This is a genomic window from gamma proteobacterium symbiont of Scutellera amethystina, from assembly GCF_059730845.1.
Window position 1 is genome coordinate 551439 of the sequence record NZ_AP035936.1, and the last position, 24027, is coordinate 575465.

Below are 24027 nucleotides of genomic sequence, written 5' to 3' on the forward strand. Positions count from 1 at the left end.
ACCTCAATGCGGGATCATCGCGCCATCCTTAGCGCTGTCGGAATCGGTAAGCCGCCGTGAGCGGCAGCGTCCGGCGATGCGGCATTACTGCGCGCTGGCGCCGATCTCTTTATCCCAGCGGCTCAGCAGCGCTTTGCGTTTGGCGGAATCGCCGTAGGTTTTGAAGTCATAATCGATCAGTTTGATGTTCTCGAAGCGCGGCGCGTATTCGGAGATCTCTGCACTGCGGTTTGACGGCAGCTGGAAGGATTTGGCCTCTTTCATGTGCGACTGCGCTTCGGCGCTAAGCGCCCAGTCGTACCACACTTTGGCATTGGCCAGATTGCGTGCCCCTTTGACGATCGACATTGAGCCAATCTCGTAGCCAGTGCCTTCACAGGGCGCGACGGTTTTGATCGGGAAGCCGTCGACTTCCATCGCTACCGCGTCGTGCATAAACACGATGCCAACGGTGGTTTCGCCGCGCGCCGCCGCCTTCACCGGTGCCGAGCCGGATTTGGTGTACTGGGAAATATTGGCGTTGAGCTTTTTCAGGTAATCGAACGCTTTGTCCTCGCCCATGATCTGCACCAGCGTCGCCAGGGTGTTATAGGCGGTGCCGGACGAGTTCGGATTGGCAATCTGAATTTCGTCTTTGAAGGCCGGATCGAGCAAATCAGCCCAGCAGGCTGGCGCTTTGAGCTTTTTATCCGCCAGCAGTTTGGTGTTGTAGCCCCAGCCGAGCGCACCGGCATAAATCCCTACCGTACGGTAACCTGAGTTTTCCGCCTGCTTCTGCGCCCAGTCCTGCTGCTGGTCGAGCAGCGGCGATTTATACGGCTGCGTCAGCCCCTCTTCCGCCGCCTGCATATGCGGATCGCCGGTACCGGCCCACCAGATGTCGGTGCGCGGGTTACGCGCTTCGCTGCGCAGGCGGGCATAGGCTTCACCCGCTGACAGGCGCACCATGCTGACTTTAATATCCGGATGTGCCTGGCTGAAAATGCGCGTCATGTGTTCGCACACCACCACGTCCGCCGAGCAGACCATATTGAGATTGCCAGCGGCCGTCGCGGCAAACGGCAGCGCGGTGCAACTGAGGGACAGCGCGATGGCCAGTGAGGTGTAGCGCATGATGTTCTCCTTGGTTGGCAGGGTTCCGTGCTTAACAGAGGTTTTTATTTGCACGTGTGTGCAAATTTGTAATGAACAGAAAATAGCCTGTCAAATAGCGCAATCTGCAATTGACAGGCTGTGTCACAAAAATGCAACAAATGTGATCGCAGACAAATTGCACAGCTTTGCAATTTACGGCAGACTGCTTTTCAGCCGTAATTGTGAGGATTTGAAGATGCAGAATGACAAAGCCGGGGTGAGCGCACAGGATGTGGCCGATCGCGCGGGCGTGTCGCGTTCGGCGGTGTCGCGCGCCTTTACGCCCGGTGCCAGCGTTTCTGCAGCCACGCGTGCCCGGGTGATGAAAGCGGCGCAGGAGCTGGGCTATCACGTTAACCACCTGGCGCGCGGGCTGGTGCGCAACCGTAGCGGCATCGTCTGCCTGATCGTCTCTGAAATCGCCACGCCTTACCGCGCCACGCTGGTGCGCTGGCTGACACAGTTTTTACAGGAAGCAGGCAAAGTGGCGATGCTGATTAATACCGATCGTTCCGACAACAGCGTCTCCGCCGCGCTGCTGCAGGCGATCAATTTTCGCGCCGACGCCTCCATCATCCTTTCCGGCATGCCGGATCGCACCATCACCCGCCAGTGCTATCAGCACGGTCAGCGCATCATCCTGATCAACCGCGACGAAGCGCTGCCGGGCTCGCTCAGCATCAACCTCGACGCGCAGGCGGCGGCCGAAACGGCGGTGATGGCGTTTCAGCGCGCCGGCTGTCGTCAGCTGGCGTTCGCCAATTCGCTGGCCGGTACGCCGAGCCTGATCAAACGCGAAGCGGCGTTTATCGCTGTGGCGGAGCGCGCCGGACTGACGGTCAGCGTGGAGCGATTCGGCACCACCTCGTATGAGAGCGGTCAGATTCTGGCGCATCGCCTGCTGACGCGTCATCAGCGCCCGGACGCGGTGTTCTGCGTCACCGACCTGATGGCCTGCGGTTTCATGGATGAAGCGCGCCACCGTTTCCAGCTGCGCGTACCGGAGGATTTGTGCCTGATCGGCTACGACAACATCGCGCAGGCTGGCTGGTCCTCTTACAATCTCACCACCTTCGCCCAGCCGGTGGAGCGCTTTGCCCGCGACGCCATCGCGTGGCTGACGCAGACCGAGCAGGCGGAGAGTGGTTTTACGCCGCAGAGTGAGCAGCAGCACGACACGCTACTGTATCAGGCTGATGTGGTATGGCGCGGCTCGGTGCGCGGCGGCTGATCTAAGCGCGGCATACCTGCCGTACCGTGTCACGCAACCAGCGGTGTGCGGCATCCTGCTCCAGCCGCGGATGCCATAGCTGTGACACCGTCACCTCTGGCGTGGCAAACGGTAATTCAAACATCGCAAACGCCGGATTATGTTTGATTAGCGGATGGTGCAGGCACAGCGTATGCGGCACCAGCGCCAGCCAGTCGCTGTGCAGCGTGAGCGCGACGGCAGTGGAAAAAGCGGGTACCACGGCCGCCACCTGGCGGGTAAAACCGGCGGCGAGCAGCGCCTCATGCACCGGCCCGCCCAGCTCACCACGCCTTGACGCCACGATGTGACCATATGCGGCCAGCTGCGCCAACGTCACGTCCGCGAGTAACGGATGCCCGGCGCGCACCACGCCGACGAAGCGATCGCGAAACAGCGCCTGCAGCCGAATCTCCGGTCCCATATTGCCCAGAACACCAATCTCCAGATCGACGTCGCCACTGCGCAGCGGTCGATCATTTTTCTCTGCTTTCGGCATGAAGCGCAGCTGCACGCCGGGCGCCTGTGCGCGGACTGCGGCGATCAGCGCGCTGCCAAACGCTTCGACAAAACCTTCGTTGGTACGCAGCGTGAAGTGGCGCTGCAGCTCGGCGGCAGCAAAGCGTTGCGCGGGTGGACTCAGCAGCGCCTGCGTGTCCCGCAAAGTGGCATGCACCTGGTTGCGCAGCGCTTCGGCGTGTGGCGTCAGCACCATCACGCGCCCGGCGCGCACCAGTAGCGCATCGCCGGTGGCAGCACGCAGTCGCCCCAGCGTGCGGCTCATCGCTGACTCGCTCAGCCCCAGGCGACGCGCAGCGCCCACTACGCTGCCTTCACTGAGCAGCGCATCCAGCGCAGGGAGTAAATTCAAATCGACGGTATTCATCGCATCATCCTTATCGATTGAGCGCCATCTGGCAAGGCGTTTGCTGCAGGTTATCTATGCAGATGCTGCGCGTTCCGCCTGTTGTCATGCAAGGGTAGACTTTTCACTCACCCCGAAACCAGGAGAGAGTCATGAACAAGGCTTCCCGTGCTTTATTGATTGGTGCTTCACGCGGCCTCGGCTTCGCGCTGGCGGAGAATATGCTGCAGCGCGGCTATCAGGTGGTGGCGACCGGCCGCCAGCACTCCCTTCACGCGCTGCAACAGCTGGCGCAGCGCTACCCGCAGCACCTGAAGGTGGAGAGCGTGGACATCACCGTGCCAGCAGAGGTCAACGCCCTGCATCTGCGGCTAAGCGGCCAGCAGTTCGATCTGCTGCTGGTCAACGCGGGCGTGAAAAATGACGATCGCGAAACCCTTGCCGATGTGTCGACGGAAGAGTTTATTCGCGTAATGGTCACCAACGCGCTGAGCCCGCTGCGCGTGCTGGAAACCTTCAGAAACAACGTCAGCGCGCGCGGCACGCTGGCGGTGATGTCCTCCGGCCAGGGCAGTCTCACCAACAACACCCATGGCAACTACGAGGTGTATCGCGGCAGTAAAGCGGCGCTGAATATGTTTATGCGCAGCTTCGCCGCGCGTCACGACGATGCACGCACGCTACTGCTGCTGGCCCCCGGCTGGGTGCGCACCGACATGGGTGGCGCCGGGGCGCGACTGAGCATTGAGGAGAGCATCCCGAATCTACTCAACACGGTGGAAAGCCAGACCGGACGCGGCGGCCTGCACTATCTCGATTACCTCGGCCGCGTAGTACCATGGTAAGCGTTTCACGCCAGCTTGCGTTCGATCAGCTGACGCAGCGTGGCGCGCAGCCAGCGGTGCGCCGGGTCTTCCGCCCGGGCGTTATGCCACAGCAGCGAAAGCGCATAATCCGGCATGCCGATCGGCACCGCCGCCGTACTCAGCGCATAGCGCTGTTGCCATCCCTGCACCAGTCCCTGCGGAACGGTCGCGAACAGCGGCAGACGCTGCAACATTAGCGGTAACACCGAGAAGTGCGGCGTGACATAACGCACACGGCGCGTCAGTCCCTCGCGGGCTAACGCGGCGTCCAGCGCACTTTCACTCACGCCGCGATAGGAGACCAGCGCATGCTGATACTGCACGAACTGCGCCATCGTCAGCGGTGGTGCAAGGTCAATTTGTCCGCGATGCCATACCGTGCGGAAGCCGGCGCGCGCAAGGTGCTCCCGCGTGAGATCGCGGCTGGTTTCCTCTCCGACGGTCACCACCACGTCAGCCTGCTGCTGCTCCATCAACGGAATGGCCTGCCACGGATCGGCAGCCACCACCCGGATATCAATATTCGGGGCCGAGTCGGCCAGCTGCAGCATTAAATCGGGCATCAGCCAGTGCTCGAGCCAGTCGCTCATGCCGAGCGTAAAACTGCGGCTATCGTGCGCGGCATCAAAGCGATCGGCAGTGAAAATAACGCGATGGACGCTCTGCAGCAGCGGTGCGATCTGGCGCACCAGCTGCTCTGTGCGCGGCGTGGGCATCATACCTTGCGAGGAACGCACGAACAGCGCATCGTCAAACATTGCCCGCAGTCTTTTTAATGCCGCGCTGACCGCCGGCTGCCCCAGATAAAGCCGGTTTGCCGCCTGGGTTACGCTACGCACGTCATACATGACCAGCAGCACAATCAATAAGTTAAGGTCGATTTTGCTGAAATCATTTTCATTGATGCTTTTCATGATTTTAATCGATTTAAATAATGACATAGCCCTCAGTATAGTGACCTGCAGTAACAGGCACCACGCTTTAAGGAGGCAATATGACCCTGCACATAGGGGAATGCAGCATTGATAAAGTGATCGAGCAGACCAGCTCACTCCCTTTCGCTGCGCTGTTTCCGGCGCACCGCGAGACGATGAGCGACACGCTGGCACAGCAGTCGGCAGAGCTATCCATCCATAGCTGGGTGGTGCGCACCGCTCGCGACACCATCGTGATTGATACCGCAACCGGCAATGGCCGTAACCGCGATAACAAGCCGCTGTTTCACCAGCTGCAAACCGCGTGGCCGCAACGTCTGGCCGAAGCGGGCGTCGACCCTGATGAAGTGACGCTGGTGCTGATGACGCATATCCACACCGATCACGTCGGCTGGAATACCTGCTGGCGCGCTGGCCGCTGGCAGCCGATGTTTCGTCATGCGCGTTACATCTGTTCAGCGCGTGAACTGGCACAGTGCCGCAGCACGCCGTCGATGCAGGCGCTGTATCACGATAGCCTTGCGCCGCTGCTGGCGAGCGGCCAGCTGGAAACCATTGATGTGCAGCACTCCCCGCTGTTTGCCGGTGTGCTGCGCTATATGCCGACGCCGGGCCACAGCGTCGATCACGCTTCAATTGTGCTGCAAAGCGCCGCTGCCCAAGCGGTATTTAGCGGTGATGTGATGCATCATCCAGTTCAGTTTGCACATCCGCAATGGAACTCAGTTTTTTGTGAGGATTTACCACGCGCAGTGACGTCACGTCAGTTATTGATAGACTGGTGCATCAGCCATCAGGCACTCTGGTGCAGCTCACACTTTGCCGGCAGTTCGTGCGGCCGGGTTTCGCCAGAGCGGCAATGGATTCCTGTGGAGGCCTGAACCATGCAATACGCTGATTACCTCACCGCATCGCTGGGGGATATGCAACAGGCGCTGGCCCAGCGCCGGGTGAGCGCACGCCAGCTCACCACGTTTGCGCTGCAGCGCATTGCTGACGTGGATCAGCCGCGTTTCAACGCCATCAGCTGGCTGTTTGCCGATGAAGCCTTAGCAGCCGCCGATGCCAGCGATGCCGCACGGCAGCAGAGTGCGCCAGTCGGCCCGCTGGCCGGTATTCCGCTACTGATTAAAGACAACATTGAAGTCAAAGGCTGGCCGACCAGTGCCGGTTCGGCGCTGCTGCGCGATGTAATTGCCAGCGAGGATGCACCGCTGGTTACGGCTCTGCGTCAGGCTGGCGCAATCCTCATCGGCAAAACCACCATGCATGAACTGGCGGCAGGCATCACCGGCGCGTCGTCGCTGAACGGCTTCACCCATAATGCCTGGCAGCAAGGCCGTTCTCCGGGAGGTTCGAGCAGCGGTTCAGCCGTGGCGGTGGCCGCAGGCTTCGTGCCGCTGGCGATAGGCAGTGATACCGCTGGTTCGGTGCGCATTCCGGCCGCATTCAATGGCCTGTTCGGCTTACGTATGACGCGCGGTGCACTGAGCAGTGCTGGCATCGTGCCGCTGTCGCCTACCCAGGATATCCCCGGACCGCTGGTGCGCTACGCGGCCGATTTGCGGCTGATCAGTGAAATACTCACGGGCCAGCGTTTTTCCCGTCCCGACCGGCCGTTGCGCATCGGTATCTGGCAGGAAGGATTTGCCGCAGAGGAAACGGAGATTAACCAGGCGGTGCAGGATGCTGTGGCACCGTTTCAGCCGCGCATGCTGAGCTGGCCGCAGCTGGAGATGCTGGCGACGGAAGCCAATATCATTGCCTATGAATTTGCCGACGCGCTGGCCGCCTGGCTGGCGCTTCAACCCGAGGCACCGCTGCGCACGCTGGCGGCGATTGCCGCGTCAGGGCGCTATCATCCCCAGCTGGAGGCCACCTTCAAAACCCGCGCGCAGCATGCCGGCATGCAGAGTGACGGCTATCGCGAGGTGCAGCTGCGCCAGCAGAGGCTGTATCAGCAGCTGGCGCAGTTTTTTCAGCAGCAGCAGATCGACCTGCTCGCTTATCCGGTAGTCCGCCATCCGCCGGTGAAGCATGGCGAGTTACAGCCTGGCAGCAACGCGCTGATTTCAGCCGTTACCGGCGCACCGGCAATCAGCATTCCGGTCGGCCTGAGTACGGAAGGGTTACCCATCGGCCTGGAGCTTCTGGCGCTGCGCAATCGGGAAGATGTGCTGTTAATGGCGGCAGAACAGATTGAACAGGCGCACCCGCCGTTCAACCATGCAGCGCCAGCCCTTTGATGGCTTTATCCACCGCCTTTTTCGGGCCGCGCAGCGCGATGCCCACCAGGTTGAGATTATCGGCGTCTTCGGCCAGAAACACCGCGCGGTTGGCGGCATCGTGGCCGGTGGAAAACATCGCTTCGACGTAAGGAATCAGCGTTAATTCGCGCTCCACGCCCTGGCGATGCGCCCGTTGCAGGCCAGCTAAATCGGCGGCAAACACCAGCATCGGCTGGCCGGCCATGTTGCCGTACTGACGACCGAGCGCGTCGACGTAGGGTTCACCCATCATCTCCGGCGCGGCCGCCGCAATGCCGGTCGCCAGAAAAGCCACCACATTCAGGCGCTGCCAGGTGGCTAAATCATCACGTACGATCAGGGCAATTTTGGTATCAAACATCTGTCAGAACTCTCCGCTGAGGATTAAAAATCCCATCATCGGATAGCCGGCAGAGAGCGGTATAGAACGTTTGTGCACTGGCGCTGATAGGCGGCGGGTGTCAGACGATAAGCGCGCTGGAACCAGCGGCCAAGGTGGCTTTGGTCGGCAAAGCCCACCTGCGCTGCGACCTGCACTGGCTCAACGCCCTGTGCCAGCAGCGCACGCGCGCTACGCAGCCGCAGCCGCACCAGATAGGCGTGCGGCGACTGGCCAAACGCCTGCTTAAACTGGCGCGTCAGGCGGAAACGATCGATGCCGGACAAGCGCGACAGATCGTCCAGCCCGATATCCTGCGCCATAAAATCGTGCAGATAGTCACGCAGCAGATGCATCTGCCGCTGAGCGTCACTGAGTTGCATGCCGGGTTTATTTTCCAGATGCCGGGACAGCAGCGTGAGCAGATGATCCAGGCTCTGATCGCGCGCCAGCCGCCCTTCCCGCTGATGCACCGCAAACCATGCCTGCTGAATCGCAGAGGCCAGCTGCGCATCATCGGTGAGCGTGGAGCGAAATGCCCCCTGAATATTCGCCACATCGCCCAGCCCGCGGCGCTGCATCATCTCCGCCACCCAGGGTTGCGGCAGATAAAGCATCACATAGGTAAAACCGGCGGCATCGGGCGCGTGACCATCGTGTACCGCGCCCGGCTCAATCAGAATAGCGCGGCCCGGCGTGCTGGTGTGCAGCGCGCGGTGACAGTTAAAGCGCTGCAGCCCCTGCTGCGTCACGCCGACCAGCAGTTCGTCGTGGTCATGCGGATCGTAAGCATGGCCGCAGAAGTGCGCGTTAACACTTTCGATGCCCGTTTCCTCATCGCGACGGAAATCTACCCAATCGTTAGTAGCTGACATAGCGAATTCGTGACCTCTGACGGCGTATCAGGCATAGCCTAGCAGCCGGAACCACAGATAATCCAGCGGTAACAGCAGCAGCGCGCTCAGTACAAACACCAGCAGGCACAGCTGCAGACCGGCTCTGGCAGGCACATTCCCCAGCCCCATTGCCACCACGATGGGCGACGCCTGATATGGCAGCAGCGGTGTGGCGTAGGCAAAAACCTGCAACATCACCACGCTCAGTAGCGGAAAGCCCGAAGCGGCAGCCAGCTCCTGCGCCATCGGCGTCACCATCGCCGGCACGCCGTTGGCGGTGAGCACAAAATTCAGCAGCGTCACCAGCGCATTGAGCACGGCAAAATTACTGAATGACGGCGAGTCATGCAGCGGCAGCAGGTGAAGCAGTGCATTGGCGATGAGCCGCCCCAGGCCAGAGTCCACCACCACCGTGGCGACGCCGAGAATGCCGGCGATATAGATGCAGGTGCGGAAATTGACGCCGCTGGCAAAATCGTCGCCCGAAAGAAAGCCCACGCGCGGTAACAAACACAGACACGCCGCGGCCAGCCCGACCCACGCAGCGGATAAGCCGTGCAGACTGTCGGTCATCCACAACAGTAGAGTGACGGCCAGTAGGGCAATCAGCCGCCATTCGCGCCCGCTGAGCGCCGGCAATGCTTCCCGCGTTGCCACCGGCTGCGGCTGAGCGCGGAACAGCAGCGTAATGCAGGCAACCAGCAGAATACCTTTGCCCAGCCCCACCACCGGCATGTGCAGCAGCCACCACGGCAGCCATTGCAAATGCAGCTGGTACGCGCTTTCCGCCGCGCCGCTCAGCACCAGGTTTGGTACGTTGGCGGGCAGAATACTGGCAGAGAGTTGAAAGGTGCCGAAGCCCACCGCCAGCGCCAGCCCAATGCTGCCGCGACTGCCCGGCCGGATACCGGCCCGCTCGCCCAGTGCCAGCACCACCGGCATCAGCAGCGCGATGCGTCCCATGTTCGACGGCATCACCAGCGCCAGCAGATAACTCAGCAGCACCGTGCCCGCCACCATCCGCGGCCAGCTCTGGCTGAACGGCACCACCAGCCAGTTGGCCCAGCGTTGGGCAAGGCCCACTTTGCGGATCGCCGCGCCCAGCACAAAACCGCTCAGCACCAGCCAGAACGCTGAGGAGGCAAAACCGCTGAATACGCTGCTGGCTGGCGCTATGGACAGCAGCATCGCCGCCGCAAAAAACAGCAGCGCGGTAAGGTATTCCGGCAACCGCGCCAGCGCCCACAGCAAAATTGTGATGCTGACCACCAGTGTGGTCAGCCAGAATGAGGACTCGATCATCGTGCCTGAACTCCCTTTCTTCGCAACTGCGCACAAAGCGCATCAGCATAGGGCAATCCCTGTCGCAGAACGCTGCGGTAGTTAACAGTTTGTTAACTCGCCAGCTGCGTCAGCCACTGAATCAGCGCCTCGCTGCCGGACTGACTGCGGGAACGCTGTGGCCAGGCGAGGAAATAGGGTTTGCTCAGCGGCAGGCTGAGCGGATCCACCACCTGTAGCGCACCGCGCGCCAGTTCGCCGGCAATCAGGCGACGCTGCCCCAGCAGCACACCAGCCCCGGCTACCGCCGCGTCGATCGCAAGTGAAGTGAGATTAAAACTGAATGCTGGCTGGGCCGCCGGCTCCATGCTGCCTTTGGCCTGAAACCAGCTGCGCCAGTCGGGCAGAAAGCGTCCTTCATTGCCCCAGTCCAGATGGATCAACGGCGCCTGGCTGAGCAACGATTCGCCCGGGTAACGCTGGATCAGCGCCGGACTGGCGACCGGCAGCACCTCGTCACAGAACAGCCGTTGCTTGTCGAGTTGCGGGTAGCGATCCTCACCAAAGCAGATGACAAAATCTGCCGGTGTGGCGCTGAAATCCACCGGCGCATGAGTGCCGTGCAGGCTGAGATCGCAGCCCGGGCAGTGAGCCCGCCAGGCGGTGATATTTGGCAGCAGCCATTTCGATGCCAGCGCCGGCAATGAATAGAGCGTCAGCTTTGGCATGCTGGCCGCATGGCGCAAATTTTGCTGCCCCAGATGCAGAATGTCGAACGCTTCACTAACGTAGCGCAGATACTCTTTGCCGGTTTCCGTCAGCATCACGCCGCTCTGGGTACGCACAAACAGTGCGCTGCCCAGCTGCGCTTCCAGCTGACGAATTTGCTGGCTGACGGCAGCCGGCGTCAGCGCCAGCTGTGCGGCGGCTTTCGCCAGGCTACCAAGTTCCGCCGCCACTTTGAACGACTGAATCACGCTGATTTTCGGCAAACGCGACACGGGTGCAGGCATTAAGGTTTCCTTAGCAAGGCGTTAAATATTTATCGTTAGGCATCAACATATCAGGCCGTTACAGTCTCTACTCCTGCCAACTCAGAGAACCACCGCGATGTCTGCTTTGATTCGATTTGATTTGCACCCACTGGCCGACGCCGACTGGCGTCGGCACTGTCGCCAGCAGCTGGAGCAACACGGCGCGCTGGTGCTGCGTCAGTTTTTGCAACCGGCGGCGCTGCAGGCGATCGTGGCTGACGGGCTGGCCCAGCGCCATCTGGCTTACCACACCGTCAGCAAGCACAACGTCTATCTGCTGAAGCCGGACGAGGCGTACCGTGCCGATCATCCGCGCAATCGTGACGTAATCAGCACCAAAGGCTGCATTACCGACGATGTGATTGCAGCGGAATCGCCGCTGCGTCAGCTGTACAATGACGAACTGTTTAAACGCTTTCTGTGTGATGTGCTGGACGAAGACGCACTGTATCCGTATGCCGACCCGCTGTCGTCCATCAATCTGCATTACGCGCCTGACGGCCAGGAACTCGGCTGGCATTTTGACAACTCCTCTTTCGCCATCACGCTGCTGGTGCAAAAACCGCGCGGCGGCGGTGTATTTGAGTATGTGAAAGATTTGCGCGATGCCGATGCCGGCGAGATGAATTACGACGGCGTCGCCGCCGTGCTCGATCAGCGCCAGCCGGTCGAGGCGCTGGAGATTGATGCCGGTGACCTGGTGCTGTTTCGCGGGCGTAATTCGCTGCACCGCGTGACGCCCACCGAAGGCGATGTCACGCGTATGCTGGCGGTGCTGGCCTACAACACTCAGCCCGGTATCGCGCTGTCCGAAACCGCGCGCATGACCTTTTACGGCCGGTTGTAAGCCACCAGCGCGCGCCAGCCGCGCAGGAAAATCTGCCGGGTACGAAACGCAGTTAAGGCGCGCCAGTCTTCATCGGCGGGCCAGAACCCCTCCACCAGCTGCTGCTTCAGCGCGCGTCCGGCGTGGCTTGCCGGATCGCCCTGCAGATGCAGCCAGTGATCGTCGCGCACCCGGCGGTGCATCTCCTCACCCGGATAAGTGCCGCACTCCACCACCAATGGCAGCAGCTGCGTGTCAGGCAGCGACGTCAGCAGAAACTGCGAGACATAGCCCGTTGCCGTGGCAGTCACCCCGGTGTCGCTGTCGCGCCCGGCGCCGGTAAACAGCAGCGTCAGCCACTCATCGTATAACGACTTGCCCCAGTCATGCGCCGGATAGCGCTGTTCAGCAATCGCCAGCAGCATCGGATGGCCCCACGCGCCGGCACCGGTGTGCAGGTCGAAACTCAGGATGACCTGCGCCTGACGCAGATGCTGTTCGACGATGGAGTGCAGCGTGCGGTGCGACCAGGCCGGCTGCTGCCCGCCATAAAACAGGCCATCTGCTGCCTGATATTGTCCCGCTTCCACTACCCGTTTTAGCGCCGGCCAGCCTGACTGCTGCAGTGTCTCCGCCAGCAGCCGATCGGCATGTGCGCGGTCGCCGTGGTACAGATCGTGCCATAGCGCATAGTGCGGATTAGCGGGTGCGGGCTGGCTGAAATCGATGAAATTCCGGTTGAGATCGATATTGTCTTCATTGACGCGCCGCAGATGCGCAGCGCCCCATGGATTTAGCAGATGGACCAGCACAAGGGCGCAGTCGGGCGGTAACGCGGCGACATCGAAGCTATCAAGCCAGGCGATCTGGCTGTCTGAACCGTAATAGCCCTCCACACCATGTGTGCCGGAGAGAATCAGCATGCGTTTGGGAGCCGCCGGATCGCCGATCACCGCAACGTCGGTGTACAGCGCGGCCCCGTCGGGCGCGGTCAGCGGATGGCGATAGGCAGTCAGCGCGCCGTGCTGGCGCGTGACGGCGGCCAGGAATCGCGCCCGCTGCTGGGTATAATCAGGGAGTAAAGACATGATTTTCCTGTGCGTAATGAAGGCAAATCGCCCTGCGATTAGGGATAAACCTTAACTTTAAAGTACTTCTGCGCCAGCCGGTCGTAAGTGCCGTTGCTGTGCAGCGCAGCCAGCGCATTGTTGATTAAAGTAAGATTGGCCGTATCGCCTTTACGCAGCCCGATACCTACGCCGTTCCCCAATAATGCTTTATCCACCAGCGTGGCTTTATTGACATAACCCTTGCCTTCCGGCGTGTTGAGAAAGCCCTGCTCGGCCGAAACCGCATTCGCCAGGCTGGCATCGAGTCGACCCGCTACCAGATCCGGATAGATCTCCATCTGATTCGGATACGAGACCACGTTGACGCCCTGCGGTGCCCACTTCGTTTTGGCGTAGGTTTCCTGGATGGTGCCCTGCGCGACGCCGATATTCTTCCCGCGCAGCGTGCTGATATCCGCCGTCAGCGTGCTGTTGGCAGGCGTCAGCAGCGCGCTGGGCGTGATGTATAGCATATCGCTGAACGCCACCTGCTCGCGGCGCTTCTCCGTCATCGACATCGCCGACAGAATGGCGTCAAATTTCTTCGCCTGCAGCGCCGGAATGCTGCCGTCAAAGCCAATCTGCACCCACTGACATTTCACTTTGGCCTGCGCACAGATGGCATTGCCCAGATCAATATCAAAACCCTGCAGCGAGCCATCGCTGGCTTTGGATTCGAACGGTGGAAAAGTGGGATCGACGCCAAAACGCAGCGTCTGCTGCGCCGCAGCCAGTTGGCTGAGGGCGCTGAGTGACAACAGTAAGGCAAAAGACCAACGCTTTTTCATGATGCTCTCCGGCAGGCTTTCTCACAGGTTTTAACCTTGTAATAACACGATGCCGCTGACGCCACCATCAAAAGCGCGCAAAAATGCAGAGCAAATTCTTATATATGTTAATGGGTTAGCGAAATTTGTCGCGCCATTAAGTTTTACTTAACGCTCTGTCATGATTTTGTCATCAGGGGCTCATGCCGCTGTCAGCCTCGGTTTTCTATGCTAACCCGCGTTATACTGCCCGCCATCAGCAAGCGGCCGCCACTGCCGGGAGATCGCATGAAAATATTGGTGATAGAAGATGAAGCCGGGGCGCGTGATTACATGCGCAAAGGATTGACCGAGGCCGGTTTTATCGTCGACGTGGCGGAAAACGGTCAGGATGGCCTGTTTTATGCGCAGGAGCACCATTACGATCTGATTCTGCTGGATGTGATGATGCCCGGCATCAATGGCTGGGAGGTGATGGCGCAGCTGGATAAGCAATTGCAAACGCCGGTGATTTTCCTGACCGCCAAAGGCACGGTGGAAGATCGCATCAAAGGGCTGGAACTGGGTGCCGATGACTATCTGGTCAAACCCTTCTCCTTCGCCGAACTGCTGGCGCGCGTGCGCACTCAATTGCGGCGCGGTAGCCAGCAGAAGCTGCCCGACATCCTGACGCTGGCCGATCTGCAGCTGGATATTGCCCGTCGCCGGGTCGAGCGCGCCGGACAGCGCATCGACCTGACCAACAAAGAGTTCAATCTGCTGCATCTGTTTCTGCTGCATCCCGGCGAGGTACTGACACGCACGGTGATTGCATCGCGCGTCTGGGATATGAATTTTGACAGCGACACCAACGTAGTGGATGTGGCAGTAAAACGGCTGCGGCAGAAAATTGACGGCCCTTTTACCCGACCATTAATTCATACCGTGCACGGTGTCGGTTATCGCTGCGAAGCTGAAACATGAAACCCCGCTCGCTCGCCGTCCGCCTTTCGCTACTGCTCAGTGCTACGGTGGTGGTCATTTTTACACTCAGCGGCATGGCGCTGTATCACGCACTGGCGAAGCAGATCGGCGTGCGCGATGACGCAGCCCTGCTGACGCGCATCGATCAAATGCGCACGCTGCTGCGCGATGAAGATGCGCTGACGCTGATTCAGCAGAAGCCGCGGCTGTTCGCCAACATGCTGGGCAATACCGAATCGTTGCTGGTGCTGCGCTTTCCCGGCCAGCCGCCGCTGATCGTGATCAATCCCGGCGGGCGTCCGGTACCAGCCATTACGCCGGTCGCCGCCGATCAGCCGTTAACCCTGCAATCGGTCCATCACCAGCAGGCGGCGGACGGCACACCGTTTATTGCCGCCGCCGCGTTAACGCCAACGCGCGATGGTAGCGGCCAGATCGAAATCATCACCGGTCGCCTGATGAGCGACCGCACGCAGACCCTCACCGGCTATCGCCACCAGATTATCCTGTGCACCGCGCTGGCGGCGCTGCTGGTCGCCGCGATCAGTGTGCTGCTGGTGCGCCGCGGCCTGACGCCGCTGCGCCGGCTGGCAGCGGAAGCCGGGGTGATCGACGTGCGGCGACTGTCGCATCGCATTGAACTGACCAGCGCGCCAGGCGAGCTGCAACCGCTGCTGGCAGCGCTCAACCAGATGCTGAGCCGGCTGGAGCAAGGTTATCAGCAACTTAGCCAGGTCTCAGCGGACATGGCACACGATCTGCGCACGCCGATTGGCACGTTGCTTGGTCAGACGGAAGTGGCGCTGAACCAGCCGCGCAGCGTCAGCGACTATCAAACGCTGCTGGGTTCCCAGTATGCCGAGCTGGAGCGGCTGGCGAAGATGATTGATAACATGCTGTTTCTCGCCAAAGCCGAAGATGTCAGCCAGGCGCTGGACAGGCAACGCATCGATCTGGCCCCGCTGGGTGAGCGGTTACACGACTATTTTGAGGGCATGGCGGAAGAACAGCAGATGCAGCTGGCCATCGCGCTGCACGGCGAGTTGCACGCCGATCCGCAGTTGTTGCAGCGCGCGCTGGCAAATCTGATCGCCAACGCGCTGCATTACGGCACGCGCGACGGCACCATTCACGTCGCCAGCATTACGCAGCCAGACGCCGTGCTTTTGGTGGTGGAGAATCCGGGGCCGACGCTGAGTCAGGATCAGCAGGCACGCCTGTTTGACCGCTTCTGGCGCGCCGATGCGTCGCGTCAGCAGGGCGGCAGTGGGCTGGGTTTGTCGATCGTGCGCGGGATCATGCAACTGCATCAGGGCAGTTGCACGGTGAGCAGCGAACACGGCATTACCCGTTTTTGCCTGCGGTTCCCACGTTAAGCGCGCTGGTGCGCAGACACGCACCTGGTTAGCCCCTTTAGATAAAGGTAAAGGTTTCGTCCTGCGGCAGACGTGATTTCGGCAGCGTGGCGTTGAAATCTTCCTCACTGCGATAGCCAAGCGAAACCAGAACCACGCTGGTAAAGCCCTGTTCGCGCAGGCCCAGCGCCTGGTCGAGCGCGCGCGCATCGAAACCTTCCATCGGCGTGGCATCAATGCCGAGCATCGCGGCGCCCAGTAACAGTCCGCCCAGCGCCAGATAGACCTGTTTCTCCATCCACTGCGGCACGTCGCGCAGCTCATAACGGTGCATATCCACATAGCTGCGGCGGCTCTTATCCTGACCGGCTTTGGCTTCAGGTTTGGCAAAACGCCCGTCCTTCTCTTCCTGCGCCAGCACATTTTGCAGGTGCGCTTCATCCAGATCGGTGCGCATGCACAGCGCAATCACGTGTGAGGCGTTTAGCACTTTAGGGTTGTTGTAAATGAACGCGCCGCTGGTGGATTGCGCCATCTTTTCCCGCCCTTCCGCAGTCGACGCGACAACAAAGTGCCACGGCTGCGAGTTAACCGATGACGGGCTGTTGCGCAGCAGGTTAAGCAGCGTGTCGATCTCCTGCTGCGGCAGCGTTTTGCCCGCAGAGAAAGCTTTTACGGTGTGACGGCGGGCAACCGCATCATTAAGGGTCATGAGAGTCTCCTGATTGAAGATTGCGCCAGAGCGCAGATAAATAGCAAAGTCGCTACCATAACCGTCCGGGCTGACGGACGGTTAACCTTACGTGTTTTAATGACTTAAAAGCCGCTGAGGACGATCTTGCCGCGTGCGCGACCGCTCTCAATCAACGCATGCGCTTTACGCAGGTTGGCCGCGCTGATGCTGCCGTGATGCTCGCCAGCGGTGGTCTGCAGGGTTTGATCGTCAATCAGCTGACTCACCTGCTGCAGAATCTGATGCTGGCGCTGCATATCGGCGGTATGGAACAGCGAGCGGGTAAACATCAGTTCCCAGTGCAGCGAGATGGCTTTGCGCTTCAGCGGCACCGCATCCAGTGTTTCCGGATCGTCAATCAGCGCCAGTTTGCCCTGCGGAGCCAGCACATCGATCAACTGCGGATAGTAGCTGTCGGTATGGGTCAGTGAGGCCACGTAGCGCACCTCTTTATGGCCAATCGCTGCCAGCTGCTCACCCAGCGGACGCTGATGATCGATAACATGATGGGCACCCAGCGAGCGCACCCAGTCGGCGGTTTCCGGGCGAGAGGCGGTACCAATGACCGTCAGTCGGGTCAGTTTGCGCGCCAGCTGCGTCAGCATCGAACCCACGCCGCCGCCCGCGCCGATGATCAGCAATGTGCCTTCGTCGGCAGCATCAATTTCCAGGCGGTCGAACAGCAGTTCCCACGCGGTGAGCGACGTCAGCGGCAGCGCGGCGGCATCGGCGTCGCTCAGCGTGCGCGGCTTGAGTCCGGCGATGCGTTCATCCACCAGTCCGTACTCGGCATAGCTGCCAGCGCGCGTGATGTCGCCGGCGTAGTAAACTTCATCGCCGGGCTGAAACAGCGTGACATCGCTGCCCACCGCCTCGACCACGCCCACCGCATCCCAGCCGAGAATGCGCGGCGTGTCTGTCGGGGCGCCCGCGCGCACTTTGGTATCAACCGGGTTAACCGCAATCGCACTGATTTTTACCAGCAGATCGCGTGCGCCTGGCTGCGGTTTCGCCACGTCCAGTTCATACAACGCATTTTCATCTGAAATCGGTAAACCGTTTTGGCTATAAACAATCGCTTTCATGCAACAGGCTCCAGGTGAGTGAATATTTTCAGGGTGTTGACAGCAGCATAGCCAGACATCGCGCCGGGAAAAATGCCTGTTGCAGGACAACACTTTCACTCGTAGAGTGAAAATCCCGATAATGGCGAGAACGTCGATGATTCGTTTAGAAGATGTCACCCTGTTTGTGCGCTCTGCCGCGCTGGGCAGCTTTTCCCGCGCAGCGCGCGAAGCCAACCTGCTGCCCGGTCAGGTCAGCGCCGCCATTCAGCGGCTGGAGCGCGATCTCGATCGCCGCCTGTTTGCGCGATCGACGCGCAGCCTGCGTTTAACGGCGGAAGGCGAAAAGTATCTGCCGTTCGCGCAGGAGATGCTGGCGCTAATGCACGCCGGTGCAGAAAGCCTGCAAAGCCACGACGATGCCCTGAGCGGCGAGCTGAAAATCGCTCTGCCGTCTGACATCGGCCGTCATATTATTCTGCCGCTGCTGACAGAGTTTTGCCGGGCGCATCCGGCGCTCGGGCTGCGTCTCTCGTTTTCCGATCAGGTGAGTGACGTGTTCCGCGATCCGGTGGATATCGCCATTCGCTACGGTAAGCTGGAGGACAGCAGCTATGTCGCGCTACCGCTGGCGGAAGAAAACCGCCGTGTGATGGTCGCCGCACCCGATTATCTCGATCGACATGGCCGTCCGGAAAAACTCGAGGATCTGGCACAGCATCACTGTCTGCCGTTTGTCATGGGCGGCCACGTGTATGATAAATGGACCTTCCCGCAGGAAGGGATGCGGCGACAGATTACGGTGAAAAGCCGGCTGCTGTGCGACGACGCTGAAGTGGCGCGCCGCTGGGCGATTGCCGGAATGGGGATTGCTTATAAATCCTGGCTTGATGTCTGCGATGATATCAGACACGGCCGGCTGGAACGGGTGCTGCCGCAGCTGCCAGGTGAAAGCACGCCGCTGCATTTAATCTGCCCGCATCGCAAACAATTCTCGCCGGCGATTCGCGCTTTACATCAATTACTGCGTGAACATTTACGCACTCTGACGGCGCAAATCTTACCGGCGATTTAATCTCACCGCTGCGCCTCGACGCCATTAGCCACGCAATCCGGGCCAGCCATCAGGCGAATGCCCCTGCGATTTATCTTTAAAATTAAGGACGCGCGGCCGCAAGCGGATGAAATGTGGTGTCTTCTGAACCCGCGCATGAAAACGCAGCCGTCCGGCACCTCTGATAACCGTGGCACAGCATAGTAATCTTATTCTTAACAGGTAATATTTAACGTTACTTCACTGTATTCACGTTAATTATTCAGGACTGATGATGTCTCAACCCAAAGCGATGTCCGTTAATACCCTCACCCACATTATCCTGTTCTTCCTGGTCATCAACGCGATTGATGTCGTGTATGCGTTGATGCACTGATGGCTTATTGCGCTGCGCTTTACCGCTGTTTTTTGCGAGCCAGACTCGAAAGATGAGATAAATTCCCCGTCACGGATTTTTTAATCCGCGAGCCTTGATAGACTGCAGACGATAAAATAGACTACAGACTATCAAGGATGGCATCGTGTGGCAGGTTGAAGCAACAGATCGGTTTTGGAAATGGTTGCAGGCTCAGGATGAAGCGTTGCGTCTCGACGTGCTTGCCGCCCTGAAGCTTCTGGCGCAGGACGGTCCGCATCTCGGTCGCCCTTTCGTTGATACTCTGATGTTATCGCGGGTGCCCAATATGAAAGAGCTACGCGTGCAAAGTAAAGGTCGTCCCATCCGCAGCTTTTTTGTTTTCGATCCGCGCCGCCATGCGATTGTGCTGTGTGCCGGCAACAAACAGGGTAAAAATCAGAAGCGTTTCTATCAGCAGATGCTTCACATTGCCGAAACCGAATACCATCATCATCTGAACGCAATCGGGGAAACTCATAATGAAAACCTTGGATGAGATGCTGGCGGCGCTGACGCCCGAACAGCAACATCAGGTCGATGAACGCGTCAGCCAGATGCGTCTGGAATACCAGCTTTATCAATTACGTGAGCAGATGCAGCGGACTCAGCGTCAGCAAGCGCAGGCCATGCACATTGCCCAGTCATCTGTGGCGGCGATGGAAGCGCGTGGTGCAGAGTTAAAAATTTCCACGCTGAAGCGCTACATTGAGGCGCTGGGTGGAGAGCTGACGCTGGGTGTAAAGATGCCGGGTGGCCAGCATGTTGACTTAATTATCTGACCGTTCAGGCAGAGCGTATTACGCCCTGCCCCAGACTTCGATCAACGGTGCCGACACCTGGCCCGCACCGCAGTCAATCAGGAGTTGTTTGGCGTGGCAGCGCTTTCGCTGAACTGCGGTTTTTGCCGCGTAACGGAGTAGACCACGTTTTTCGGGCCATTGGTGTCTGTGGTGACATCGACCGCAGGAATGGTCACTTTGCCAAAACCAAACAGTGTTTGCACGTAGCCGCCAATCTGGTGTTTACCGGCCGGAACGCGGAGCTCTTTACTCTCGCCCTTTTGCAGCAGTCCGGCTTCCTGCCCATCCACCGTCACGTACACGGATGAGCCATCGTCGGTGCGCGTCACCAGATGGGAGACATTGATAACGGTCGGTCCGCTGGCAAACGGCGAAGCGCTGTCGTTGTTTTCGACCGGAGCGGAAGCAGTAGCCGGGGCTTCTGCGGCGGCAGCATCAGCGCTGCTGTCGCTGGCAGCATGACGCGCGCAGCCGGTGAGCAGGAGTGTGGCCGTTAACGTGGCCAGTGTGAAACGCGAAAACATCGTGACGAAAAACCTTCTGCTAAATGAGAAGTATTTATTTTAGCGTTACCCGCGCAGTGATAACAGTCACAGAAATCCAGTATTTTCCGAAAACCGGGGATGCGGGTCTTCGTTTGTCCCCCGGCCGCACACAATGTCAACGCGCGCCGTTCTCCCGGCCCGGGAAAACGGCGCAAGCGGATGGATTACAGTGAATAGCGCGCCAGCGGCGCCACGGTGGTGATCAGCCCGTTGGCTTTCATATATTCACCAAATGCCTGATAACGCGCCTGATTGAATTCCGCACTGTGCGTTGCAAAATAAGGCAGCGTCGCCTGCCAGGCCTGATGATTGAGCGGCGTATCCAGTTCAGGGTAACGCTTAATGAACGCCTGCCACGCCTGTTGCGGGTGAGCGCGCAGCCAGGCGATGCCCGCATCCAGCCCACGCAGAAATGCCGGGATGCGCGCATCGTTTGCCGCGGTGTTGCTGTTGGCCAGAATGATCAACTCATCGTAAGCCGGTACGCCGTAATCTTCCGGTTTAAACGACACCGGCTTTGCGCCTTTGTCCTGCAAATCCAGCAGCTCGTAGTTACGGAAGATGGTCAGCGCGCCGTCAATTTTATGCGTCAGCAGCGCGGAGACGGCGTCCATATTCAGATTTACTAGCTTCACGCTGTTAACGTCGACGCCCTGCGATTTCAGCATATTGCGGATAGCCACATCTTCCGCGCCGGGAATCGCATAGCCAATCGATTTACCGGCGAAATCTTTAATACTGTGGATATCGCCCGATACGGCTGTCAGGGTGTTCAGCGGCTGGTTAATTAGCGTGCCAACCCGGATCACCGGCACCTGCTTGTCCACCAGCGTATACAGCTGCGGCTGATAGCTAATCGCCAGATCCGCCTTACCTGCCGCCAGCAACAGCGGTACCGACGCGGAATCCGCCGGGGCAATCATCTCGACATCCAGTCCCTGCTGTTGAAACGCCCCGCTGTACTGAGCGGCAAAGATCGCCGCGTGGTTAGGGTTAATGAACCAGTCGAGCAGCAGCCGCACCTTTTCGGCTGCCTGCGCGTTGATGGTGGCCAGCAGCAGTAATGAAGCGATGGCACGAAGAAGTCTATTCACTCAAATTCCTTAGTATGATTGCCAGAGAAATTTTTTACGCACCAGCGCCACCGCCGCTGAGAGCAGCAGCGCCAGGCTCATTAACAGCAGCAGTGCGGCAAAACTGGTGGCCGTTTCCAGCCGCGCGTTGGATTGCATCATCAGGTAGCCCAACCCTTCGCTGGCACCGACCCACTCGCCGATCACCACCCCAATGGGTGCCAGCACCACCGCCATCTGCAGGCCGGCGAAAAACTGCGGCAGCGCAGCCGGCCAGCGCACGCGCCAGAAAATGCGCCAGCGCGAGGGATACAGCGTTTGCGCCAGCTCCAGCCAGCCGGCAGGCGTACGGCATAAACCGTCGAACAGCGACAGGCACAGCGGGAAAAACAAAATCAGCGCCGCCACCACGACTTTTGACGCGATGCCAAAACCCAGCCACAACACCAGCAGCGGGGCCAGCGCAAATACCGGGATGGTCTGGCTGGCCGTCACCAGCGGAAACAGCACCCGACGCAGTAGCGGGCTGGAGGCCATCAGCACCGCCAGCACCACGCCACCCCCGACGCCCAGCAGCAGCGCCAGCACAATTTCCGCCAGCGTGAACATTGCGTGATGCGCGAGCAGCTGCCGCTTTTGCCACAGAGCCTCCAGCACCGCCTGCGGTGCCGGCAGCAGAAATGCCGGTACGCCGTTGTGGCGCGCCAGCAGCCACACGCCCAGCACCACCGCGATCAGGTAGATACCACTACTCAGCTTTTTCATAGGAATTCAGTCGGGAAAAGAGTTCGGCCTGCGCCTGCAGCAGTCCGGCATCATTGAGCGCGCGCGGCACCGTACCTGCCGGCACAGCCCAGTGCGTCACCTGCAGCGGCTGGCCGTGCAACAGCAGAATGTCATCGGCCATGCGGCAGGCTTCCAGCGGATCGTGCGTCACCAGCAGCACCGTTTTGCCGCGCAGCAGCGTCGCGGTCAGCGTTTGCAGCTGATGTTTGGTCATGACATCCAGCGTGGCGAATGGCTCATCCATCAGCACCAGCTCGCGCTGCGCATACAGCGTGCGCGCCAGCGCGACCCGCTGCCGCATGCCACCCGAGAGCTGTGAGGGCGCGGCTTGCGCCTCGTCTTCCAGTCCCACCTGCGCCAGCAAATGGTGCGCCCGCACGCGGTCCGGCTTCGCACCGCTCAGACGCGCCGTCAGCATCACATTTTCCAGCACCGTCAGCCACGGATAGAGCAGATCCTGCTGCCCCATCCATGCCACGTGCTGCGCAATACCGCTCAGGCTGCCCTGCTGCGGCTGCACTAAGCCGGCCACCAGACGCAGCAGCGTGCTTTTACCAATGCCGCTGCAGCCCAGCAGCACCGTGGTTTTGCCGCCGCGCAGTTGCAGATTGAGCCGATCGCACAGCTGTTTTTCGCCCCAGGCAAAGCTCACCTGGTCAAAGCGGATGTCCTGCGTCATGGCCGGCGCGCCGCCAGAATCGCCAGCTGATTAAAGCCGCGCTGCGCCAGTGCGCTGGCCGCCTGCGCTGCCCGGATGCCGCTGGCGCAGACCAGTACGATGCGGCGATCCGCCGGTGGCTGCCAGGCGTCCAGTTCGTGCGGCAATACGCGCTCAACCCGATCGGCCACGCTGGCGGGCGCCTCTTCGCAGCTGCGCAGCTCCACAACGCAGTCTCCGGGTTGTAACAGGTGAGCATCAATAAACGGCACGCCGGGCTGGGCCGGTTCCTGTGCCGCATCAAAGCGGAATGAACGAAAGTGCCAGCTGACAAAGTCACAGTTGACCATGCAGCCGAGCGGTGAGGGTTGTAGTCCGAGCAGCACGCTGAGCGCCATCTGCGCCTGCATTGCGCCCAGCGTTGCTACCGCCGGACCCATCACGCCGGCGGTGTTGCAGTTAGCCGCGGAGGCGGGCAGCTGCGGAAACAGCGCACGATAGCTCGGCGCGCCGCCGCAAAAACCGCCAGCATAGCCCTGACGACCCAGCACCGAGGCGCTGATCAGCGGTATGCCTGCCTGGAAGCAGGCATCCGACAGTTGGTAAGTCACCGCGAAGTTATCGGCGGCATCAATCACCAGATCGCACCCCGTCAGCGCCTGCGCAATATTGCTGGCGCTCAGCGCCTCGGGCACCGCCTCGATTTGCACCTCAGGATTACGCTGCTGCAAAGCCTGCTGCGCCGCCACAGCTTTGCTGCGACCCACATCCTGCAGGGTGAACAGCGTCTGGCGATGCAGGTTATGCAGCGCGACCTGATCGTCATCGTACAGACACAGCTGACCGACGCCCGCGCCCGTCAGCTGAGGCAGCAGCGTGGCGGCCAGCCCACCGGCACCGGCTACCAGCACGCGGGCGCGAGCCAGTTTCTGCTGCCCGACGACGCCAATCTCCGGCAGCATCATCTGGCGTTGGTAGCGTTCCATTGCGC

At 60.2% G+C, this 24027-nt stretch carries 25 protein-coding genes and 1 pseudogene; 10 read left to right on the forward strand and 16 right to left on the reverse strand.

The features are described 5' to 3' along the window. Window positions 1–84: 84 nt before the first annotated feature. Window positions 85–1113: an ABC transporter substrate-binding protein gene (locus AC6I79_RS22585; protein ID WP_498027796.1), complete on the reverse strand. Its 1029-nt coding sequence runs from the start codon at window positions 1111–1113 to the stop codon at window positions 85–87. Between the two features lie 217 nt (window positions 1114–1330). Between AC6I79_RS22585 and AC6I79_RS22590 the strand changes: the two genes are divergently transcribed. Then, window positions 1331–2365 carry a LacI family DNA-binding transcriptional regulator gene (locus AC6I79_RS22590; protein WP_058759034.1) on the forward strand — a complete coding sequence of 345 codons (1035 nt, stop codon included), beginning with the start codon at window positions 1331–1333 and terminating at the stop codon, window positions 2363–2365. A gap of 1 nt (window position 2366) precedes the next feature. Here the strand turns inward: AC6I79_RS22590 and AC6I79_RS22595 are convergent, their stop codons facing one another. After that, window positions 2367–3269: a LysR family transcriptional regulator gene (locus tag AC6I79_RS22595; protein WP_498027797.1), complete on the reverse strand. Its 903-nt coding sequence runs from the start codon at window positions 3267–3269 to the stop codon at window positions 2367–2369. A 131-nt stretch (window positions 3270–3400) separates the two neighbouring features. Here AC6I79_RS22595 and AC6I79_RS22600 point away from each other — a divergent pair, with 131 nt between their 5' ends. Then, entirely contained in the window at window positions 3401–4093 is a 693-nt protein-coding gene (locus AC6I79_RS22600; RefSeq protein WP_498027798.1) for an SDR family NAD(P)-dependent oxidoreductase, read from the forward strand. A gap of 5 nt (window positions 4094–4098) precedes the next feature. Here AC6I79_RS22600 and AC6I79_RS22605 read toward each other — a convergent pair whose 3' ends face one another. Then, entirely contained in the window at window positions 4099–5055 is a 957-nt protein-coding gene (locus AC6I79_RS22605) for a LysR family transcriptional regulator (RefSeq protein ID WP_498027799.1), read from the reverse strand. A gap of 53 nt (window positions 5056–5108) precedes the next feature. Here AC6I79_RS22605 and AC6I79_RS22610 point away from each other — a divergent pair, with 53 nt between their 5' ends. Together AC6I79_RS22610 and AC6I79_RS22615 are read left to right on the forward strand one after the other, a co-directional pair. Then, window positions 5109–5930, forward strand: coding sequence for an MBL fold metallo-hydrolase (locus AC6I79_RS22610; protein WP_498027800.1), 822 nt, complete (start codon window positions 5109–5111; stop codon window positions 5928–5930). A gap of 3 nt (window positions 5931–5933) precedes the next feature. Further along, window positions 5934–7295 carry an amidase gene (locus AC6I79_RS22615; protein ID WP_498027801.1) on the forward strand — a complete coding sequence of 454 codons (1362 nt, stop codon included), beginning with the start codon at window positions 5934–5936 and terminating at the stop codon, window positions 7293–7295. Here the strand turns inward: AC6I79_RS22615 and AC6I79_RS22620 are convergent. From AC6I79_RS22620 to AC6I79_RS22635, 4 genes are all read right to left on the reverse strand, one after another. After that, entirely contained in the window at window positions 7270–7677 is a 408-nt protein-coding gene (locus AC6I79_RS22620) for a DUF2000 family protein (protein ID WP_058770312.1), read from the reverse strand. The genes AC6I79_RS22615 and AC6I79_RS22620 overlap by 26 nt on opposite strands. Window positions 7678–7712: 35 nt before the next feature. Beyond that, window positions 7713–8570, reverse strand: a complete 858-nt coding sequence (locus AC6I79_RS22625) for an AraC family transcriptional regulator (RefSeq protein ID WP_059009250.1) — start codon at window positions 8568–8570, stop codon at window positions 7713–7715. A gap of 27 nt (window positions 8571–8597) precedes the next feature. Then, window positions 8598–9893 (reverse strand): SLC13 family permease, encoded by a 1296-nt coding sequence (locus AC6I79_RS22630; protein WP_498013179.1) that lies wholly within the window; start codon window positions 9891–9893, stop codon window positions 8598–8600. Window positions 9894–9985: 92 nt separating this feature from the next. After that, window positions 9986–10885, reverse strand: a complete 900-nt coding sequence (locus AC6I79_RS22635; RefSeq protein ID WP_159377630.1) for a LysR substrate-binding domain-containing protein — start codon at window positions 10883–10885, stop codon at window positions 9986–9988. Between the two features lie 97 nt (window positions 10886–10982). On the opposite strand from AC6I79_RS22635, the gene AC6I79_RS22640 reads away from it, so the two are divergent. Next, complete coding sequence (locus AC6I79_RS22640; RefSeq protein WP_088517383.1) at window positions 10983–11753, forward strand: HalD/BesD family halogenase; 771 nt, start codon at window positions 10983–10985, stop codon at window positions 11751–11753. Here the strand turns inward: AC6I79_RS22640 and AC6I79_RS22645 are convergent. Together AC6I79_RS22645 and AC6I79_RS22650 are read right to left on the reverse strand one after the other, a co-directional pair. Next, entirely contained in the window at window positions 11738–12820 is a 1083-nt protein-coding gene (locus AC6I79_RS22645) for a DUF2817 domain-containing protein (protein WP_125310237.1), read from the reverse strand. The two genes, AC6I79_RS22640 and AC6I79_RS22645, sit on opposite strands and share 16 nt — an antisense overlap. Before the next feature lie 38 nt (window positions 12821–12858). Continuing rightward, entirely contained in the window at window positions 12859–13629 is a 771-nt protein-coding gene (locus AC6I79_RS22650; RefSeq protein WP_021508935.1) for a transporter substrate-binding domain-containing protein, read from the reverse strand. A gap of 267 nt (window positions 13630–13896) precedes the next feature. Here AC6I79_RS22650 and AC6I79_RS22655 point away from each other — a divergent pair, with 267 nt between their 5' ends. Then, window positions 13897–14571, forward strand: coding sequence for a heavy metal response regulator transcription factor (locus AC6I79_RS22655; protein ID WP_021508934.1), 675 nt, complete (start codon window positions 13897–13899; stop codon window positions 14569–14571). After that, complete coding sequence (locus tag AC6I79_RS22660; protein ID WP_058776073.1) at window positions 14568–15947, forward strand: heavy metal sensor histidine kinase; 1380 nt, start codon at window positions 14568–14570, stop codon at window positions 15945–15947. The genes AC6I79_RS22655 and AC6I79_RS22660 overlap by 4 nt, the downstream gene beginning before the upstream one ends. Window positions 15948–15984: 37 nt before the next feature. Here AC6I79_RS22660 and nfsB read toward each other — a convergent pair whose 3' ends face one another. Both nfsB and AC6I79_RS22670 read right to left on the reverse strand, forming a co-directional pair. Continuing rightward, window positions 15985–16638, reverse strand: a complete 654-nt coding sequence (nfsB, locus tag AC6I79_RS22665; protein ID WP_058776074.1) for an oxygen-insensitive NAD(P)H nitroreductase — start codon at window positions 16636–16638, stop codon at window positions 15985–15987. A 104-nt stretch (window positions 16639–16742) separates the two neighbouring features. Further along, entirely contained in the window at window positions 16743–17744 is a 1002-nt protein-coding gene (locus AC6I79_RS22670; protein WP_021508931.1) for a zinc-binding alcohol dehydrogenase family protein, read from the reverse strand. A gap of 136 nt (window positions 17745–17880) precedes the next feature. On the opposite strand from AC6I79_RS22670, the gene AC6I79_RS22675 reads away from it, so the two are divergent. The 3 genes from AC6I79_RS22675 (at window position 17881) to AC6I79_RS22685 (ending at window position 19953) form a co-directional block, all read left to right on the forward strand. After that, a complete protein-coding gene (locus AC6I79_RS22675; RefSeq protein ID WP_058759023.1) occupies window positions 17881–18798 on the forward strand; it encodes a LysR family transcriptional regulator in 918 nt (305 codons plus the stop codon). A gap of 500 nt (window positions 18799–19298) precedes the next feature. Further along, entirely contained in the window at window positions 19299–19670 is a 372-nt protein-coding gene (locus tag AC6I79_RS22680; RefSeq protein ID WP_058781070.1) for a type II toxin-antitoxin system RelE/ParE family toxin, read from the forward strand. After that, on the forward strand, window positions 19654–19953 hold the full coding sequence (locus tag AC6I79_RS22685; protein WP_021508926.1) for a helix-turn-helix domain-containing protein: 300 nt from the start codon (window positions 19654–19656) through the stop codon (window positions 19951–19953). The genes AC6I79_RS22680 and AC6I79_RS22685 overlap by 17 nt, the downstream gene beginning before the upstream one ends. Window positions 19954–20030: 77 nt before the next feature. Here AC6I79_RS22685 and AC6I79_RS22690 read toward each other — a convergent pair whose 3' ends face one another. From AC6I79_RS22690 to AC6I79_RS22710, 5 genes and pseudogenes are all read right to left on the reverse strand, one after another. Beyond that, window positions 20031–20498, reverse strand: a complete 468-nt coding sequence (locus tag AC6I79_RS22690; protein WP_058759022.1) for a hypothetical protein — start codon at window positions 20496–20498, stop codon at window positions 20031–20033. Window positions 20499–20683: 185 nt separating this feature from the next. Next, a complete protein-coding gene (locus tag AC6I79_RS22695) occupies window positions 20684–21613 on the reverse strand; it encodes an ABC transporter substrate-binding protein (protein WP_058776075.1) in 930 nt (309 codons plus the stop codon). 9 nt (window positions 21614–21622) lie between these two features. Continuing rightward, a complete protein-coding gene (locus AC6I79_RS22700; protein ID WP_058776076.1) occupies window positions 21623–22357 on the reverse strand; it encodes an ABC transporter permease in 735 nt (244 codons plus the stop codon). Next, window positions 22341–22976, reverse strand: a pseudogene (locus tag AC6I79_RS22705) (ABC transporter ATP-binding protein); the annotation flags it as partial. The pseudogene AC6I79_RS22705 and the gene AC6I79_RS22700, both read right to left, overlap by 17 nt. Before the next feature lie 77 nt (window positions 22977–23053). After that, window positions 23054–24022 carry a HesA/MoeB/ThiF family protein gene (locus AC6I79_RS22710; RefSeq protein ID WP_498027802.1) on the reverse strand — a complete coding sequence of 323 codons (969 nt, stop codon included), beginning with the start codon at window positions 24020–24022 and terminating at the stop codon, window positions 23054–23056. Between the last annotated feature and the right edge of the window lie 5 nt (window positions 24023–24027).